Here is a 17,442-nt window from a genome sequence, read left to right as displayed (position 1 = left end):
TGCAGGACGACCGTTTCCTTGGCGACGTCGATGCCGAGGATGCGCGGCACCGTCTCGACGGCTGGGCTGGGTGATGGCATGGTTTGTCCTGGCTTCGGATTGTCTGCGGGCTCGCGGGAACGCGGCCCCATCAAGTCAACAAGCAAGCGAAGCCGGTCCACCGCCGGACCCAGATGACGACGGGCAGGCGCCCGATCCCGGGACGGTCTCGGCCATGGACGCGGGTTTCGGGATGGCCGTTTCGAAACCCGCAACCGGCCCAAACCATCTAGCAAATTCCAAACAGACAATCCCGGGCTTGACCCGGGATCCATCCAGCCGGGTTGTGGGGGAGAATTGACCGTCACGCCTTGCGCTGCATGGATCCCCGCCTGCGCGGGGATGACGGAGACCGTTCTACGCAGGATCCAGGGCCCCGCCCTCGCCCCTACCCCTTCGCGCGCTTCTCCAGCAGCGCGAAGAACACCACCGTCATCGCCAGCACGATGACGAGCAGGACGAAGGCGGCCGCCGCGCCTTCGTTGATCGAGAGGCCCAGAAAGGCCTGGCGGTAGGCGAAGAAGCTCAGCACCTCGGTCGACGTGCCCGGTCCGCCCTTGGTCAGCACATAGGGCAGGTCATAGGTGCGGAATTCGTTGATAAGCTGGATGATGACGGTGATCGCCGCGACCGGGCGCAGCATCGGCAGGGTGATGAACCAGAACTGCTGCCAGCCGCGCGCGCCGTCGACCTCCGCCGCCTCATAGGGCTCGCGCGGCAGCGAGGCGAGGCCGGCGGCGAGGATCAGCACGACGAAGGACATCTGCTGCCAGATATCGATGAAGGCCATGGTCCAGAGCGCGAGATTGGGCGAGCCGAGCCAGTCGAGCCGCGGCAGGCCCATCGTCTCCATCAGATGATTGACGATGCCGAGGTTGGGCTGCAGCAGCATGCGCCAGATCAGCGCCACGCTGACCGGCGACATCGCCATCGGAATGGTCAGGATGGCGAAATAGATCGGCTTGGTGCGGACAACGCGGTTCAGCATCAGCGCGATGCCGAGGCCGACGACGAACTGCACGGCGACGGTGACCACCGAATACTTCACCGTCAGCCAGGTGGCGTTCCAGAAGCGCTCGCTCGCCATCATGGTGGCGAAATTGTCGACACCGACAAGCGGCAGGATCGCCGGCTTCAGCAGCGTATAGGACGAGACGGAAAGCAGACAGGCATAGGCAAGCGGAAAGCCCATGACGATGACGAGCAGCAGCAGGCCCGGCGCGGCGAAGCCCCAGCTGATCCTTGCCTCGCGGCTCGCCCAATGCATTAAGCCCGTCATGAAGGTCCCGTCTGATCGAGGTCGTCGTTCCAGCGGCCTCGCGCCGCGTGGCGGTCGGAGCGCGGCGTCATCGCCGCGCTCCTGTCTTCGGCGGTCGTTCGACCGCTGCGCGGGCCCTACTTGGCCAGCAGTTCCTCGAGGCCCTTATGGGCCGCCTTCAGCGCGTCCTCTGTCGTCACCTCGCCGCCACCGGCCTGTGAGAGCGAGGTGCCGAGCACGTCCTCGTACTGCGCCGAATAGGCGAAGATCGGGAACGACTTGCCGGTCGCGACGATGTCCTGGGCTTCCTTGTAGTAGGGGTACTTCTCCAGCACCTTGGCGTCGGTATAGGTGTCGGCGCGGACCGGGGCGTGGCCCTGCAGCGCGCGGGCGACGGAGACGTCCTTGCTCTGCACCCACTGGATGAACTTCCAGGCGGCTTCCTGCTCCTCGGGGCTGACATTCTTCGGAATGCCCCAGCCCCAGCCGCCGCTCTCGCCATGGCCGCCCGGCATCACCGACAGCGCCACCTTGCCCGCGACGTCAGGGCACTTCTCGGCATTGTCGACCTGCGGCAGCATCCACCAATAGGTGACCATGCTGAACGCCTTGCCGCTGCACATCAGCCGCAACGTGTCGTCGAGGGTGGCCGAGAGCGCGCCCTGCTGGGCGCCGTTCTTGATGTTGTCAACATAGAGATCGATCGCGACCTTGCCCTCGGGACTGTCGAGCACGACCTTCTTGCCGTCGCCGAGATAATTGCCGCCGGCCGCGAACAGATAATTGGAGAACTCCATGCTGTTCGGATCGCCGCGCTGACCCTGCATCGCAGCACCCGCGACACCGGCATTCGCCTTCATGAACTTGGAGATCTCGACATAGTCGGCCAGCGTCTTCGGCACGGCCAGTTCCTTGCCGGTCGCCGCCTTGAAGGCCTCCTGGAGCTTCGGATCCTGGAGCAGGTCGGTGCGGTAGATCAGGCCCATCGAGTAGTTGTACATCGGCAGGATCTGGAGGCTTTCCTCCGTGCGGCCGAGCAGGTCGAGGGTCGAGGGGATGAACGGCGTGATGTCGTAGTTCGACTTCGCGATGAACGGCTTCAGATCGGCGAGCCAGCCGGCGGCCGGGAACTCGCCGGCCCAGAGAAAATCGACCTCAAGCAGATTGTAGTAGCTCTGCGGCGAGACCAGCTGCGACACCAGCTTGTCGTGCATATCGCCATAGCCGATCTTCTCGAACTCGACCTTGATGCCGGTCTCCTTCTCGAAATCGGGCAGCAGGCTCTCGATGATCTGTGTCTCCGGCACGTCCTCCATGAGGGCGCGCAGCACGATCTCGTCGGCATGGGCGGGAACCGCCGCCATCATCGCGCCGAGACCGGCGGCCGCGAGTAGAATCCGTTTCAGCGTCATGATGTTCTCCTCTTTGTGGCGGCGATGGTGCGTGCCCTACGGCTTATTTGACACCGCCGAACGTCAACCCCTGGATGATGAAGCGCTGGATGAAGCGCGAGGCGATCACCAGCGGCAGGATGGCCAGCACCACGCCTGCCGAGACCTTGGCGATCTGCACGCCATTCGATGTCTGCAACGCAGCCAGCGAAACCGGGATCGTGGCGGTCTGCGGCCCGCTGAGCACGAGCGCGAACAGGAACTCGTTCCACGACAGGATGAAGCCGAGCACGCCGGCGGCGGCGAGGCCGGGCAGCGAGACGGGAATGACGATGCGCCAGAACGCGCCCCAGGCGGTGGCGCCGTCGGTCATCGCCGCGCCCTCCATGTCGGCCGGCACGCCCTCGAAGAAGCCCATCAGGATCCAGGTCAGGAACGGCAGGTTCAACGCCGAATAGACAAGGATCAGGCCCGGCAGCGAATTGGTGAGCCCCGCCCCGCGCAGGATGGCGAAGGCCGGCAGCACCAGCGCCACCGGCGGCAGCATCTGGGTGGCGAGAACGGCGAAGCGGGCAAAGCGACCGCCGGTGCGGAAGCGGGCGAAGGCGTAGCCGGTGCAGGCGGCAAACGGCAGCGCCAGGATGACGGAGCCGAGCGCCACGATCAGGCTGTTGACGTAGAAGGTGCCGAACCGGTTCTTCTCGAACAGCCCGGTATAATTATCCAGCGTGAAGGCCGGCAGGATCTCCGTGCTGTAGGACATCGATTCCGGCACGAAGCTGGTGCGCAGCGCCCAGAGCGGCGGCAGCAGCACGACCACGCATGCCAGGATCAAACCGAAATGCAGGCCGAACTTGCGCATGGGGCGATCTCCTAGCGACCGACCGGCAGGGGCGGCCGCGCGACCGCCTTGCCGGTTTCGGCATCGAAAAGGTGCATCGGCTCGACATCGACATAGAGGTCGACCATCGAGTCCACCGGCGCGAAGAAATGCCGGCCAAGGCGCGCCTGGATCTCGATCGGCTTGTCGCGGCCGAGCAGGCCGATCAGCACATTCTCGGCGCCGAGCGCCTCGATCGCCACCACCTTGACGGTGATTTTCTGCCACTCGGGACGCTGCTGCGTCTCATAGATGTCCTCGGCGCGGATGCCGACAGTGATCGGTCCGCCGGCCTTATGCACGTAGGGCAGGTAGTGCTGGCGGGGCACGGTGATGCGGGTCGCGGCGTCGATCGAAACGACGAGCGCCTCGCCCTCATGCTCGAGATGGGCGGGCACCAGGTTCATCGGCGGCGTCGCCAGGAAGCGCGCGACGAAGGTGTCGGCCGGATTGGCATAGACGTCGAGCGGCCGGCCGGACTGGATCATCCGCCCGTCCTTCATGATGCAGATGCGGTCGCCCATCGTCATCGCCTCGACCTGGTCATGCGTGACATGGACGATGGTGCGGCCGAGCCGGCGATGCAGCTTGACCAGTTCCAGCCGCATCTCGGCGCGAAGCTGCGCGTCGAGGTTGGAAAGCGGCTCGTCGAGCAGGAAGGCCTCCGGCTCGCGCACGATGGCGCGGCCAAGCGCGACGCGCTGGCGCTGGCCGCCGGAAAGCGCGCCGGGCTTGCGCTGCAGCAGATGGTTGAGGCCGAGCATGTCGGCCGCCTTCGCGACCTTGGTGTCGATCTCGGCCAGCGGCACGCCGCGCATCTTCAACCCGAAGGCCATGTTGTGCCAGACGGACATGTGCGGATAGAGCGCGTAGCTCTGGAACACGACGGCGACATTGCGATCGCGCGGCGCGACGCCGTTGACGCTGCGGCCGCCGATGCGCAGGTCACCGGACGAGATGCTCTCGAGCCCGGCGATCATGCGGAGCGTCGTCGACTTGCCGCAGCCCGACGGCCCGAGAAAGATCACGAACTCGCCATCCTCGATCTGGAGGTTGACGTCGCGGACGCCATAGGCGCCGTTGGCGTAGAGCTTGGAAACCCGGTCGAGCTCGATCGATGCCATGTCGTTCCTCGTGCGGAAGGAGCTTGACTGCTCCCACCGCGCCTTCCGCGATCCGCCGGCCGAAACCGGCTTTCCTGTCGTGACGTCCCAATTGTAGGCGCACAAATTCAAACGCCTCAAGGATCAATTTTGGTCGATCCTGTTTATTTTTTGCTCGCCCGTCCAGTCGGGTCCTCCCGGCGGGAATCCGCGCTTCACCGAAAACGTCGGATTTCGGCCGAAATTTTCGATCATCCGGCCCGGTTTGATCCCAAATCCGGTCGCATCATTTTTTTACAGGATGGCTGCACTAACAGGATCAAACAATAACCAACGCGACATGTTTGAATTTGTTTGACGTCCTGTTATGGTCGGGGTTCCGCCGTTCGCCGGCCTCTGCAACAGGGAAGATCCTTGTCGAAACAGTCTACCGCGCACCCGAAATCCGCAGTCCAAGCTTCCGCCGCCCAAGCTAACACCGCCCATGCCATGGTGCGCCCTCGCCTGCCCGAGATGCGCCAGGCCGCCATCCTCGATGCGCTGCGGGCCAGCGGCGCCGTCCATGTCACCGAGATCGCCACCGAGCTGCAGGTCTCCGACATGACGATCCGGCGCGATCTCTTGGAACTGGAGCGCGCCGGTCGGCTGGTGCGGACGCATGGCGGGGCGATCCCCGCCGCGGGCGCCGCGACGGTCGAGATGGACAGCGACGAGCCTGATTTCGACGCGCGGCTGCGCCGCCAGCATGCCGCCAAGGAGCGCATCGCCGCCGCGGCCGCCACCCTGTCGCTCGCCCATCGCACCATCGCCCTCGATGTCGGTACCACCACCTTCCTGCTGGCGCACCACCTGCGCGACCGGGCCCACGCCAAGGTCTTCACCAACAGCGTGCGGGCGGCGGAGCTGCTCGGGGCGAGCCAGACCGAGACCTATCTCGCCGGCGGCCGGGTCCGCCGCGACGAACTGTCGGTCGGCGGCGCGGAAGCGGTTGCCCAGTTCGAGAAGCTCTGGTTCGACGTTTGCTTCGTCGGCCTTTCCGGCGTCACCGTGGACGGGCTGTTCGACTATTCGATCGAGGATGTCGACCTGAAGCAGGTCTATCTCAACCGGTCCGGCCTGAAGGTCGCGCTCTGCGACGCCTCGAAGTTCCAGCGCATGTCGCTGGTGCACGTGGCGCCACTCGCCGATCTCGACGTGCTGATCACCGATGCCCCGCCGCCGCCGGAAATCGCGGCGGCGCTCGAAGCTGCCCGGGTCGACGTTCAGGTCGCCCCGTAACGAGGTTAACCCCCAGTCTTCCCTGTCATCCTTTGCAATAATGGAGCGGATTATGGTTTTCGATTTCTTCGGCGACAAGAAGAAGGTGGTCATTTCCATGTCGCATATCGGCGCCCTGCCGGGTTCGCCGCTCTATGACGCCAAGGGTGGCCTCAACAAGCTGATCGACGACGCGCTCGCCGACGTCGAGAAGCTGCAGGCCGGCGGCGTCGACGCCATCATGTTCGGCAACGAGAACGACCGCCCCTACGTCTTCAAGGGCGCTCCCTCGGGCATCGCCGCCATGTCGGCCATCGTCCAGGCGATCAAGCCGTCGCTGACCGTGCCGTTCGGCGTCAACTATCTCTGGGATCCGATCGCCTCGGTCTCGATCGGCGCCGTCACCGGCGCGTCGTTCGTGCGCGAGATCTTCACCGGCGTGTTCGCCTCCGACATGGGCATCTGGGAGCCGAACTGCGCCGAGGCCTCGCGGCTTCGTCACAATCTCGGCCGCGATGACATGAAGCTGCTCTTCAACATCAATGCCGAATTCGCCCATTCGCTCGACCAGCGGCCGATCGAACTGCGCGCCAAGAGCGCCGTCTTCTCCTCGCTCGCCGACGCCATCCTGGTCTCCGGCCCGATCACCGGCGAGCCGGCCGACGCGTCGAACCTGCGCAAGGTCTGCGAGACGGTCACCAGCGTGCCGGTCTTCGCCAATACCGGCGTCAATATCAACAATGTCGCCGACATCCTGAAGCATGCCTCGGGCGTCGTCATCGGCACGCATTTCAAGGTCGACGGCTACACCTGGAACGCCGTCGACAGCGACCGCGTCCAGCGCTTCATGGACGTGGTGAACAAGCTGCGCTGATCCGGGCCACGCCCTTCCGGCCGGACATCGCCGGCCGGAAGGGCCTCCCCTCGCCCGGGCGCGCCGCGCCATTGGTGGGCGAAATTGTCATACAACCAGACTACCGTGCGATTTTCTGACGCCTTCCGCAGCGGCGCAGCCATCTTTCCCGCCAATCATCATTTGAATGCGGCGCGGATTCGCCTTAGACGAGGTACGCGGCTGCGCGGGCCCGCGAAGGCGTGCGCGCATCCCGAGGATCATCATCTGGCGAACCACGGCGTCGACCCGACGACTGCCGGTTCAGCGCTTGCTCGAGGAAGAAAACATGGCCCTGGAAAAGATCGCGGGCGTTCGCGCCGCGGCCCGTGACGTCGAACCGTTCGTCGCCGAGCTGTTCACCGCAGCCGGCGTGAACCGCGAGAGCGCCGAAGCCTGCGCCCGCGCCGTGGTCGACGCCTCGGCCCGCGCCTACGACACGCATGGCGTCCGCCTGATCCCGTTCTACATGCAGGGCCTCGCCGGCGGCCGCATCAACAAGAATCCGACGCTGACCGTCACCGAGAAGGCCGCCTCGGCCGTGCATATCGACGCCGATGACGGCCTCGGCCACTATGCCAGCTACCGCGCCATCGACGAGGCCGCCAAGCTCGCCGAGAAGACCGGCGTCGCGGTCGCCACCGTCGGCCGCTCGACCCATCACGGCGCCACCGGCGTCTACACGCGCTACGCCGCCACCAAGGGCTTCGTTGCCATTGGCATGACCCATGCCGATGCGATGGTGATCCCGCATGGCGGCGCCTCGGCCTTCTTCGGCACCAACCCGCTGTCCTTCGCCGTGCCGGTCGAGGGCGAGGATCCGATGGTGCTCGACATGGCCACCAGCTCGATCCCGTTCAACCGGGTCGGCCTGCGCCGCGCCACCGGCCAGCCGCTGCCGGAAGAGGTCGCGGTCGACGACAAGGGCGAGTTCACCACCGACGCCAACGCGGCCGTCTGGGTCGCCCCGGTCGGCGGCGCCGACTATGGCTACAAGGGTTCGGGCCTCGCAGGTATGGTCGACCTGCTCTGCTCGGCCTTCACCGGCATGGGCCATGGCAAGACGCTCGCCTCGTTCAACGGCCCGGACTTCTCGAAGCCGATCCAGATCGGCCATTTCTTCATCGTGCTGTCGCCGGCCGTGTTCCAGGCGCTCTCCGCCTTCGACGCGCGCATCACCGACTTCCTGGCCGACCTGCGCGCCCAGCCGGCGAAGCCGGACCAGAAGGTCTATGCGCCGTCCGACATCGAGAAGGGCGAGGCGAAGAAGCGCGCCGTCGACGGCATCCCGGTCGACAACGTCACCTGGGGCGCGCTCGAGGGCTTTGCCGCCCAGTACGGCGTCAAGGTCCCGGCCGCGACCGCCGACAACGGCTGAACTTCGGAATTTGCTCAATAAGGAAGGGGCGGCGATCGCGCGATCGCCGCCCCTTTTTTGTTTCGGCTCCATCCCCCGCTCACGCTCGCCGCTCGATGCCCCACCCTTCGCGTCATCCTCGCGAAGGCGAGGATCCATGCAGCCGAGGCAACAGGGAGTGAACCTCCCGGGCTCCCGGCTGAATGGATCCCGGGTCAAGCCCGGGATGACGGCGAGGGTGGATCGACGGCAACGGCGCCTACGACGCCTTGCGCACCTTCGCCGGCGTCACCAGGAATTCGCGGTTGACGCAGTTGGTGAGCCGCCCCTCGTTCAGATAGGTGAGGATGCACTCGACGGCCTTGCGCTGCATGTCCTTCATCGCGGCCGGGCTGTAGAAGGCGGCGTGTGGCGACAGCACCAGGCGACCCTGGATCCAGGGCTCGTTGGCCGCCCAGGCGGCGATCAGCTTCTGGCTGCGGTCGGCCGGCTCCTGCGGCAGCACGTCGAGGCCGGCGCCGGCGACGCGTCCGTCCCTCATCGCATCATAGAGCGCATCGATATCGACGATCGGCCCGCGCGCCGTGTTGACCAGGATCAGGCCCGGCTTGGCGACGGCAAGCGCGGCCGCGTTGATCATGCCGGTCGTCTCGGCGCTGCGCGGCGCATGCAGGCTGAGCACGTCGCTAATCGTCATCAGTTCATGCAGACTGTGCACGCGCTCGTAGCCGGTCGACAATTCGACGCCGTTCGAAAGATGCGGATCGTAGAAGACGACGCGCATGTCGAAGGCGGCGGCGCGGCGGGCGGCGGCGAGGCCGATGCGGCCGAGACCAACAATGCCGAAGGTGGCGCCGCGCAGACGCCGCACCAGCGGGGCGCGCGAAAAGCTCCAGCCATTGGCGGGGTCGCTGTTGAGCAGCCGGTCATAGGTGTCGGTGCCGCGGGTCAGCGCCAGCATCAGGGCCAGCGCGTGGTCGGCCACCTCGGTGGTGCCGTAATCCGGCACATTGCAGACGGGCACGCCGCGCGCGCCCCAGGCCTCGAGGTCAAGATTGTCGTAGCCGACACCTTCGCGCACGACGATCTTCACCTTCTCGAAATCGTCGAGATCGGCCGGCAGCAGATGGGTGGCCGAGCAGTTGATCACGGCATCGGCGGCGGCGCTGCGAGTCCGCGTCAGACGGTAGGCCGGATCGGCGGGGATCGGGTCGATGTCGAATTCCGCCTTCGATCCGAACAGTTCGAGGAGCTCCGGATTCTCGGGTGGATACCAATTGGCTTTCAGAATGCGCATAGTGTTTCCTGCCGTTCCTCGCCAGATTCACGCTGGCGTTGATTGGATTGTTAACAGTAGACTGTAGCGATGAGCAAGAGCCCAATCACGCCACCCTTGCAGCGCCGGGAACGGCGCGTCCTGACCGACGACGTCGCGGATTCGCTCCGCGAGGCGATTTTGAGCGGCCGCTTCAAGCGCGGCGAGCGCCTGATCGAGGACGAGCTGGCGGAGAGCCTGAACGTCAGCCGCGGCCCGATCCGGCAGGCGATCTTCCGCCTGCAGCAGGAGGGGCTGGTGGTGCACGAGACGCATCGCGGCGCCACCGTGGCGCAGATCTCGCTGCACGACGCGAGCGAGATCTACAGCCTGCGCAAGGCGCTGGAGAAGCTCGCCGTCGAGCAGGCCTGCCGCAACGCGACCGAGGCAGATCTCGCGCCGCTGGACGCAATTCTCCTGCTTTTCCAATCGATTCCGCGCGCTTCGATGACCAGGCGACGGGTCGCCGAGCTCGACATCGACTTCCATGACGCCCTGTTCCGCGCCGCCCATCATGGCCGCCTCTATCGCGCCTGGGAGGCGCTTCGCTCGCAGATCTTCGTCTTCCTGCTGCTGCGCGACGGCCTGCCGGAGGACTATCTGACCTCGTGGTACCAGGCGCATGCCAGGCTGCTCGCGATCGTGCGCAGCCAGGATGTACCCGCCGCGATCACTTGCATCGAAGAGCATATCGAGGCTGCCTATGGCCGCCTGAAGGAACATCTCCTGGAGACCGAGCCGGCGCAGGCCGGCTAGCAGCGGCGGCCGGTCGCGGCCTTGACAGCCTACCCTCTCATGCTATCGTTTCATTGTTAACAATTAACAATGGCGGATAACCGCCTTGCTGCGCGTGCGCGCCTCCTGCCGCACGCCGAGGGAGGAGAACGAGCATGACGCGATTGCACAGGCCGTCTTCCGCGCTGGCGGGTATCCGCCCGACGCGCCGGCAACTGCTGGCGGGGGCCGCCGCCATGGGTGGCGCGCTCGCCACCACATCCTTCGCCACCGGTCCGGCGCGCGCCGCCGACCGCATCCCGCTGAAACTGATGAGCTGGGAGCAGTTCCAGCCCGGCGAGAAGGAAGGCTGGAACGCCGTCCTCGACAAGTTCAACCAGTCGCAGGACAAGTATCTGGTCGAATGGACCGGCTGGCCGGCCAGCCAGTATGTCTCGAACGTCGTCATCCAGGCGCAGGCCGGCGGCATCGACGCCGACATCCTGATGGCAATGCCGGATCTCTCCGCCCAGGTAATCCGCAAGTTCCAGCTCGCCGAACCGCTCGACGACGTCGTCAAGGCGCTCGGCATCACGCCCTCGGGCGGCCATGAGTTCCTGCGCAAGGACGGCCAGCTCTACGGCCTGTCGGCGATCGATGTGAACTTCGCCCTGATCTACAACAAGGCTCTGCTGGAGAAGGCGGGCGTCAAGCCGGCGACGACGCCGGAAGAGTGGATCGAGACCACCGCCAAGCTGACCAGCCGGCCCGACCAGTTCGGCATCGCGCTCACCAATGTCATCGCCGATTCCGGCGAGTGGTGGTTCCAGCTGCAGAATTTCTGCCTGCCCTTCGACGGCAAATGGGCCGAAGGCAAGACGCCGCTCGCCAATTCGCCCGAGGTGGTCAAGGGCCTCGAGCTCTGGAAGAGCCTCTACGAGGCGGGCGTGCCGCAGGGCACGGCGCAGAGCGCGATCATGAAGCTCGCCGCCGACGGGCGCGTCGCCCAGGCCTTCGGCGTCAATCCGACCGTCGTGGTGCTGCGCGCCACCAACCCGGACATCTACCCGGACCTGCTTTCGGCCGCGCCGCCCTGGGCGAGCCGCCGCTCGCTCGACCGCATTCATCCGCTGATCGCGCTCAAGGGCAAGAATTCGGACGGCGCCAAGGAATTCATCCAGTTCGTCATGACACCCGAGGTGATGGCGGATCTGATGATCACCAATCTCTACGTCATGCCGCCCTACGACCTCGCTTCGAAGTCGGAGAAGTTCGCTGCCTTCCTCGCCGACAAGCCGTGGGTGACCGGCTTCAACGAGGCGAAGCAGGTGTCGCCGATCGATGTGATGGGCGACTTCGCCTTCGCCGACGACCAGTTCGGCCGCATCATCATGCAGAACTTCCAGAGCGCGCTGCGCCCCGGCGGTTCGGTGAAGACGGCGATGGACGGCGCCCAGCGCCAGCTCGAGGCGCTGGCGACACGGCTCTGAGCCGCATTTATCGACTCTCCCGAGGGGAGCCTTTGCACGACGCCGACGTCCCTCCGCCGTCATCCCGGCGGAGGCCGGGATCCAGAAACACCGGCCCGGGAGCTGGGCCACGGTTTCCTGGGTCCGTGTTCATGGGCCCCGGCCTCCGCCGGGGCGACGAACTGCCAGGCGCCACGGATTGACGACGTTCGATGCAAGGCTCTCCCCGGGGGAGCGTGAAGGAAGGGCATCACCCGGCAGCGGAGGGGATGACAACGTCGAATCGCCCGATCATCCCGAACGGGCGTGAGACAGTGATTTCGCAGAGGCTCCCCCTCCCCCACCATCTCCGCGCAAGCGGGGATCCGGCCGGCCCGATTCCTGGTCCGCCCGGGATGGTGGTGGGACCGGCGGATTTGCGGAGCGTTTTCGAGCGAAGCGGAAGACGGTTCGCGTGCTGAAAACGCGACCCAACACAATACCGGAGCCCCTCACCGGGCCGCCCATGACCGAGGAATGTAGATTGGCAATGGCTTCGGCGCTCACCCAGACGACGGATCGCGCGAGCCGTCCGAAGCGTGCCCGGCGCAGTGGCGTCGTCGGCAGCCGCGCCTTCCCCTATCTCCTGATCATGCCCATGCTGGCGCTCGAGGGCGCGCTGGTGATCTATCCGATTGTTCGCGGCGCCCTGTTCAGCCTCGATACGCCGGCCGGCCTCGGCCTCGACAATTACCGCTATATGCTCGCCGATCCCGATTTCTGGCGGATGATCCAGCACACGCTGGTCTTCACGCTGTCGGTCGTGGTTGCCATCCTCGCCATCGGCCTGTCGCTGGCGCTCCTGATGAACTGGAGTTTTCGCGGACGCGGCGTGGTGCGCAGTCTCCTGACCGTGCCCTGGGCGATCCCCGAGGTTCCCGTCGCCATCACTTTCGTGCTGATGCTCGATCCGAGCTTCGGCGTGTTCAACGCCTTCCTGCGCCTCGTCCCCGGCGTCACCGAGAACCCGCAATGGCTGCTCGATCCGGTGCTCGCCATGCTGGTCGTCGTCGGCGCCACCGTCTGGAAGGGTTTTCCCTTCTATTCGCTGGTGCTGCTCTCGGCGCTGCAGAGCGTTCCAGATGAGCTGTACGAGGCGGCGAAGATCGACCGCGCCGGCCGCTTCGCCCAGTTCCGCTACATCACCCTGCCCGGCATCCGCCCGACGCTGGCGCTGCTCGCCGTGCTCGCCTTCATCTATTCCACCCAGCAATTCACCCTGATCTGGCTGATCACCGGCGGTGGCCCTGTCGACGCGACAACGACGCTGGCGCCGGCGATCTACATGCAGGCCTTCCGCTTCTACAATTTCAGCTATGCCGGCGCGATCGCCGTTGTCGGCTTCGGCATCTCGGCCATCGCCACGCTCTGCTTCGTGCTGCTGCAGCGCCGGATGGAGACACCGGAATGAGCGCGCCCGCCCGAACGAGATTCCGCCTGCCCTCGCTGGAAGATGCGCTGCGCGGGGCGGCCATTGTCATAGTCTCGGCGATCATCTTCTTCCCGGTCTACTGGATGATCGTCTCGTCGATCCGCCCTTCGGCGGAATCGCTCTCCTTCCCGCCGCCGCTTTGGCCCGGCAGCATCGACGTCCAGTCCTATTTCCAGCTTTTCGTCGAGAAGCCGATTGCCCGCTGGCTGCTGCTCTCGACGCTGGTCGCCTCGCTCACCGTGATCGGCACGCTCATCCTGGTCATTCCGGCCGCCTACGCGCTGTCGCGGCTCTACTGGCCCGGCCGCTCGGCCTTCGGTCTGCTGCTGCTGTTCACCCAGATGATGCCGGCGGCGGTCGTCGTGGCGCCCATCCTGGCGCTCTATCGGGGTCTCGGCTGGACCGACAATCTCTGGGCGCTCGCCCTGCTCCACACCGCCTTCGTCGTGCCGCTTTGCGCCTGGGTCTTGAAAGCGTCGTTCGACGCGGTGCCGAAAGAGATCGTCGAGGCGGCACTGATCGACGGCTGCGACCGCTGGAAGGTGCTCTGGCTCGTCGTATTGCCGCTGACCAGACCCGGCCTCGTCGCCGTCAGCGTCATCGCCTTCTTCGCCAGCTGGAACGAGTATCTCTTCGCCTCGACGCTGATCACCAAGAACGACCTCTACACCGCCTCGCTCGGCCTCGCGACGCTGATGACCCAGCTCGACACGCCGCTCTTCGTGCTGATGGCGGCCGGCGTGACGTTCTCGATCCTGCCCGTCTTTTTCTACATGGCGATCCAGCGCCACCTGCTGCGCGGCCTCACCGCCGGCGCGGTCAAGGGATGAGAGTATGTTGGGTCGGCCCCGCCTCCTCCGTCATCCCCGCGAAGGCGGGGATCCATGCCGGGGGAGCGCCGTACCGTTTTCGGCCTCGGCTGGATGGATCCCGGGTCTCCGCTTCGCTCGCCCGGGATGACGGCGAGGTTGGAATTCGTGGAAGCATGACACGGCGTGACGCCAACTCTGGGGGACTGCGATGAAGATCACGAAGATCGAGACCATCTGGTTCGAGGCGCTGCCGCAGGCCGAATGGGCGAAGCTGAACCCCAAGGCGCGGCAGGCGCTGCCCAACAATCTCTGGGTCCAGATCCACACCGACAAGGGCATCGTCGGCCTCGGCGAGACCTATTACCTGCCGCGCGCGGTGGCCGCGATCATCCATGACATCTATGCGCCGCTGCTGATCGGCCGCGATGCCCGTGACATCGAGAACCATTGGGCCAACATGGCCGCGCTGGCGAATTTCTGCGGTTCGAACGGCGCCGAGATGCGGGCGATCTCGGCGATCGACGTGGCGCTCTGGGACTTGGCCGGACAGAACGCCGGCGAGCCGATCTACAACATGCTCGGCGGCCGCAGCCGCGACCGCATCCCAATCTACAACACCTGCGTCGGTTACGGAAAATATGACGACCTCAACGCCTGGCTGACCGGCAAGGCGGGCGAACTGGCGCAGAGCCTGCTCGACCAGGGCGTCACGGCGATGAAGATCTGGCCGTTCGACCAGTTCGGCCCCACCCTCTCCGGCCCCGTCGACACCCGGAAGCCGATGGTGATCTGGGGGGCGCAAACCGCCGCCGGCCCGCTCGGCCATGCGCTTTCGAACGACGAGCTCGCCGCCGGGCTGAAGATCGTCGGCGATATCCGCGCCGCCGTCGGCGACCGCATGGCGATCGCCATCGAGGGCCATGCGCGCTGGGATCTTCCCACCTCGACGAAGATCGCCCGCGCCCTAGAACCTTATGACATCCTGTGGCTGGAAGAGATCATGCCGCCCGACAATGTCGAGAGCTATGTCCGGCTGAAGCAGGCGACGACCATTCCGATCTGCCAGAGCGAGCGGGTCTTCACCCGCTTCGGCTTCCGGCCGTGGATCGAGAAGGGCGCCGCCGACATCATCATGCCGGACCTCTCCTGGGGCGGCGGCCTGACCGAGGGCCGCAAGATCGCAGCCATGGCCGACACCTACATGCTGCCCGTCACCTGCCACGACACGATCGGCCCGGTGGCGCTCTGGGCAGCGACGCATCTGATGCTGCACATCCCGAACGGGCTGATCATGGAGACGGTGCGCGGCTATATCGACGGCTGGTATGACGACGTCGTCACCGACCGCATCGAGGTGCGCGACGGCCATCTGCACCTCCCCGACCGGCCCGGCCTCGGCACCAGGCTGCGCGAGGATATCTTCGAGCGGGCCGGCGCGCGGATCGAGACCACCACCGAAGAAAGCCTGAAGCGGTGGTGAACGCCCGCCCCTTCACCGTCGCCTATACCGGCGACTATCTCGGCCCGGACGGCAAGCCGGCCATCGCCGAGATCGGTCTCGATCGCTATGAGGGCCACCCCTCGATCACGGTCGAGTTCCTGCGCGACCAATCACCGACACCGGGCGATACGGCCTATGCCGATCGGCTCTATTCGCTGGAATTGACGCCGAAGCATGTCGCCAGCGCCGATGGCATCGTCATCTTCCGGCCCTGGGTAAAGCCCTCCAGCTTCGCCGAGGGCGCTGAGCGACTGACGGTCATCGGCCGCGCCGGCGCCGGTATCGACAAGATCGACCTCGACGCCTGCACGCAGAACGACGTCGCCGTCTACAACACGCCCGACACGCTGACCCACGCCACCGCCTCCTCGGCCTTCCTGCTGATGCTGGCGCTCGCCAAGCGCCTACCGGAACAGGAGCGGATGGTGCGCGACGGCCGCTGGGATCTGCAGCCCGTCACCATGGGCCTCGACCTGCCCGGCAAGGTACTCGGCATCGTCGGCCTGGGCGCGAGCGGCCGCGAACTCGCCCGCCTCGCCGGCGCCTGGGGCATGACCGTCCTCGCTTTTTCGCCGCGCGCCTCCGAGATCGAGGCGGCGCATCTCGGCGTCACGCTCGTCGATAATCTCGACGAATTGTTCGCGACAAGCGATTTCGTCTCGCTGCACAATCGCCTCGACGCCACGACGCGCGGGCTGATCACGGCGGCGCATTTCCGGCGCATGAAGCCATCCGCCTATTTCGTCAACGTGGCGCGCGGCGAGATCGTCGACCAGGCGGCGCTCGTCACCGCGCTCCGCGACGGCTGGATCGCCGGCGCCGGGCTCGACGTGTTCGAGCACGAACCGCTGCCGAAGGACGATCCGCTCGTCGCACTTCCAAACGTCATCCTGACGCCGCACTGGCTGCCCTCGACACAGGACGCCGCCCGTCTCACCATGACGCAGATTTCCGACGGCATGATCCGCGTCGCGCAGGGCCTCGCGCCCGACAACATCGTCAATCCCGCCGTACTGGAGCGGCAGGGGTTCCAGACCAAGCTCGCCCGCTTCGCCCCGCCTTCCGAAACCTGAAACCCCGCATCCGAGACAAAAATGATCCGCAGAAACCGTCTGAAGGCCAATCTCAGGGCCGGACAGAAGTCTTTCGGCATGTGGCTGCAAAGCCCCGATCCGACCTTCGCCGAGATCACGGCGCTCGCCGGCTTCGACTTCTTCATCTTCGATCTCGAGCACGGCACCGGCGACGTGCTGACAGCGGTCGAGGTGATGCGCGCCGCCGCCTGCACGAATTCGACGGCGATGATCCGCGTGCCGTCCTCCGACCCGATCACGCTGCGCCGCATCGCCGACGCCGGCGCCGAGGCGCTGCTGGTGCCCATGGTCGAGACGGCGGAGGAAGCGAGGAAGATCGTCGATGCCTGCCGCTTCCCGCCGCTCGGCAAGCGCGGCAACGCCTGGGACATCACCCGCGCCGCCGGCTACGGCATCGCCAAGGACTACATGGAGCGCGTGCATGACGAACTTCTTGTTGTCGTACAGATCGAGACGGAAAAGGGCGTAAAGAACGCCCGCGCCATCGCCGAGGTCGACGGAGTCGACGTGGTGTTCATCGGCCCGACCGACCTCTCCGGCAGCATCGGCCTGCCCGGCCAGACCGGCGCGCCGGAAGTCGAGGCGCTGATCGCCGAATGTGTCGCGGCGGTCGAACCGACCGGCAAGCCGCTCGCCACCGTGCCGCGCCGCGGCAAGACCTGGCAGCAGGCCTTCGACGACGGCTTCCTGTTCGTCGCGGCCGGCAGCGACCTCTACTACTTCCGCGTCGCCGCCGAAGCGCAGTATCGCGATTGGCAAGCCTACATAACCAAGGCGAAGGTGGCGGCGGAGTAAGGGTTTAGGTCCGACCTCGATGCCGTCCCTCCGTGCCACGCTCGCCGTCATCAAGTCAGTTCTGTTGCATCTGGTTTGAGCAAGGCGTTGGCAA

Annotated in this window: 15 protein-coding genes; 10 read left to right on the top strand and 5 right to left on the bottom strand. The window is 66.0% G+C overall.

What is annotated here, in order from left to right:
- Positions 1–427: 427 nt before the first annotated feature.
- The 4 genes from G342_RS0118465 to G342_RS0118450 all read right to left on the bottom strand — a co-directional run bounded on the left by G342_RS0118465 (position 428) and on the right by G342_RS0118450 (position 4,692).
- Entirely contained in the window at positions 428–1,318 is an 891-nt protein-coding gene (locus tag G342_RS0118465) for a carbohydrate ABC transporter permease (RefSeq protein WP_245557304.1), read from the bottom strand.
- A 116-nt stretch (positions 1,319–1,434) separates the two neighbouring features.
- Positions 1,435–2,709, bottom strand: a complete 1,275-nt coding sequence (locus tag G342_RS0118460; RefSeq protein WP_018184651.1) for an ABC transporter substrate-binding protein — start codon at positions 2,707–2,709, stop codon at positions 1,435–1,437.
- Between the two features lie 43 nt (positions 2,710–2,752).
- Positions 2,753–3,550 (bottom strand): carbohydrate ABC transporter permease, encoded by a 798-nt coding sequence (locus G342_RS0118455; RefSeq protein WP_018184650.1) that lies wholly within the window; start codon positions 3,548–3,550, stop codon positions 2,753–2,755.
- 11 nt (positions 3,551–3,561) lie between these two features.
- Positions 3,562–4,692, bottom strand: a complete 1,131-nt coding sequence (locus G342_RS0118450; RefSeq protein ID WP_018184649.1) for an ABC transporter ATP-binding protein — start codon at positions 4,690–4,692, stop codon at positions 3,562–3,564.
- 492 nt (positions 4,693–5,184) lie between these two features.
- Between G342_RS0118450 and G342_RS0118440 the strand changes: the two genes are divergently transcribed.
- The 3 genes from G342_RS0118440 (at position 5,185) to G342_RS0118430 (ending at position 8,198) form a co-directional block, all read left to right on the top strand.
- Positions 5,185–5,949, top strand: a complete 765-nt coding sequence (locus G342_RS0118440; RefSeq protein WP_018184647.1) for a DeoR/GlpR family DNA-binding transcription regulator — start codon at positions 5,185–5,187, stop codon at positions 5,947–5,949.
- Between the two features lie 52 nt (positions 5,950–6,001).
- On the top strand, positions 6,002–6,802 hold the full coding sequence (locus G342_RS0118435) for a BtpA/SgcQ family protein (protein ID WP_018184646.1): 801 nt from the start codon (positions 6,002–6,004) through the stop codon (positions 6,800–6,802).
- Between the two features lie 307 nt (positions 6,803–7,109).
- Positions 7,110–8,198, top strand: a complete 1,089-nt coding sequence (locus G342_RS0118430) for an Ldh family oxidoreductase (RefSeq protein ID WP_018184645.1) — start codon at positions 7,110–7,112, stop codon at positions 8,196–8,198.
- A 238-nt stretch (positions 8,199–8,436) separates the two neighbouring features.
- On the opposite strand, the gene G342_RS0118425 is transcribed toward G342_RS0118430, so the two are convergent.
- Positions 8,437–9,474 (bottom strand): C-terminal binding protein, encoded by a 1,038-nt coding sequence (locus G342_RS0118425; RefSeq protein WP_018184644.1) that lies wholly within the window; start codon positions 9,472–9,474, stop codon positions 8,437–8,439.
- A 69-nt stretch (positions 9,475–9,543) separates the two neighbouring features.
- On the opposite strand from G342_RS0118425, the gene G342_RS24625 reads away from it, so the two are divergent.
- The 7 genes from G342_RS24625 to G342_RS0118390 all read left to right on the top strand — a co-directional run bounded on the left by G342_RS24625 (position 9,544) and on the right by G342_RS0118390 (position 17,348).
- Positions 9,544–10,248: a GntR family transcriptional regulator gene (locus G342_RS24625; RefSeq protein ID WP_083931282.1), complete on the top strand. Its 705-nt coding sequence runs from the start codon at positions 9,544–9,546 to the stop codon at positions 10,246–10,248.
- Positions 10,249–10,382: 134 nt separating this feature from the next.
- Positions 10,383–11,696, top strand: a complete 1,314-nt coding sequence (locus tag G342_RS0118415; RefSeq protein WP_018184642.1) for an ABC transporter substrate-binding protein — start codon at positions 10,383–10,385, stop codon at positions 11,694–11,696.
- A gap of 508 nt (positions 11,697–12,204) precedes the next feature.
- On the top strand, positions 12,205–13,125 hold the full coding sequence (locus G342_RS24620) for a carbohydrate ABC transporter permease (protein WP_018184641.1): 921 nt from the start codon (positions 12,205–12,207) through the stop codon (positions 13,123–13,125).
- Complete coding sequence (locus G342_RS0118405) at positions 13,122–13,976, top strand: carbohydrate ABC transporter permease (protein WP_018184640.1); 855 nt, start codon at positions 13,122–13,124, stop codon at positions 13,974–13,976. Before G342_RS24620 ends, G342_RS0118405 begins: the two co-directional genes overlap by 4 nt.
- Before the next feature lie 190 nt (positions 13,977–14,166).
- A complete protein-coding gene (locus G342_RS0118400; RefSeq protein ID WP_018184639.1) occupies positions 14,167–15,438 on the top strand; it encodes a mandelate racemase/muconate lactonizing enzyme family protein in 1,272 nt (423 codons plus the stop codon).
- Complete coding sequence (locus G342_RS24615) at positions 15,435–16,532, top strand: NAD(P)-dependent oxidoreductase (RefSeq protein ID WP_018184638.1); 1,098 nt, start codon at positions 15,435–15,437, stop codon at positions 16,530–16,532. The genes G342_RS0118400 and G342_RS24615 overlap by 4 nt, the downstream gene beginning before the upstream one ends.
- A gap of 21 nt (positions 16,533–16,553) precedes the next feature.
- Entirely contained in the window at positions 16,554–17,348 is a 795-nt protein-coding gene (locus G342_RS0118390) for an HpcH/HpaI aldolase family protein (protein WP_018184637.1), read from the top strand.
- Positions 17,349–17,442 lie beyond the last annotated feature (94 nt).

It is taken from the genome of Kaistia granuli DSM 23481, assembly GCF_000380505.1.
Classification (GTDB): Bacteria; Pseudomonadota; Alphaproteobacteria; order Rhizobiales; family Kaistiaceae; genus Kaistia; species Kaistia granuli.
The sequence above is the reverse complement of the archived record's forward strand: the minus strand, read 5'-3'. Positions and strand labels throughout refer to the sequence as shown.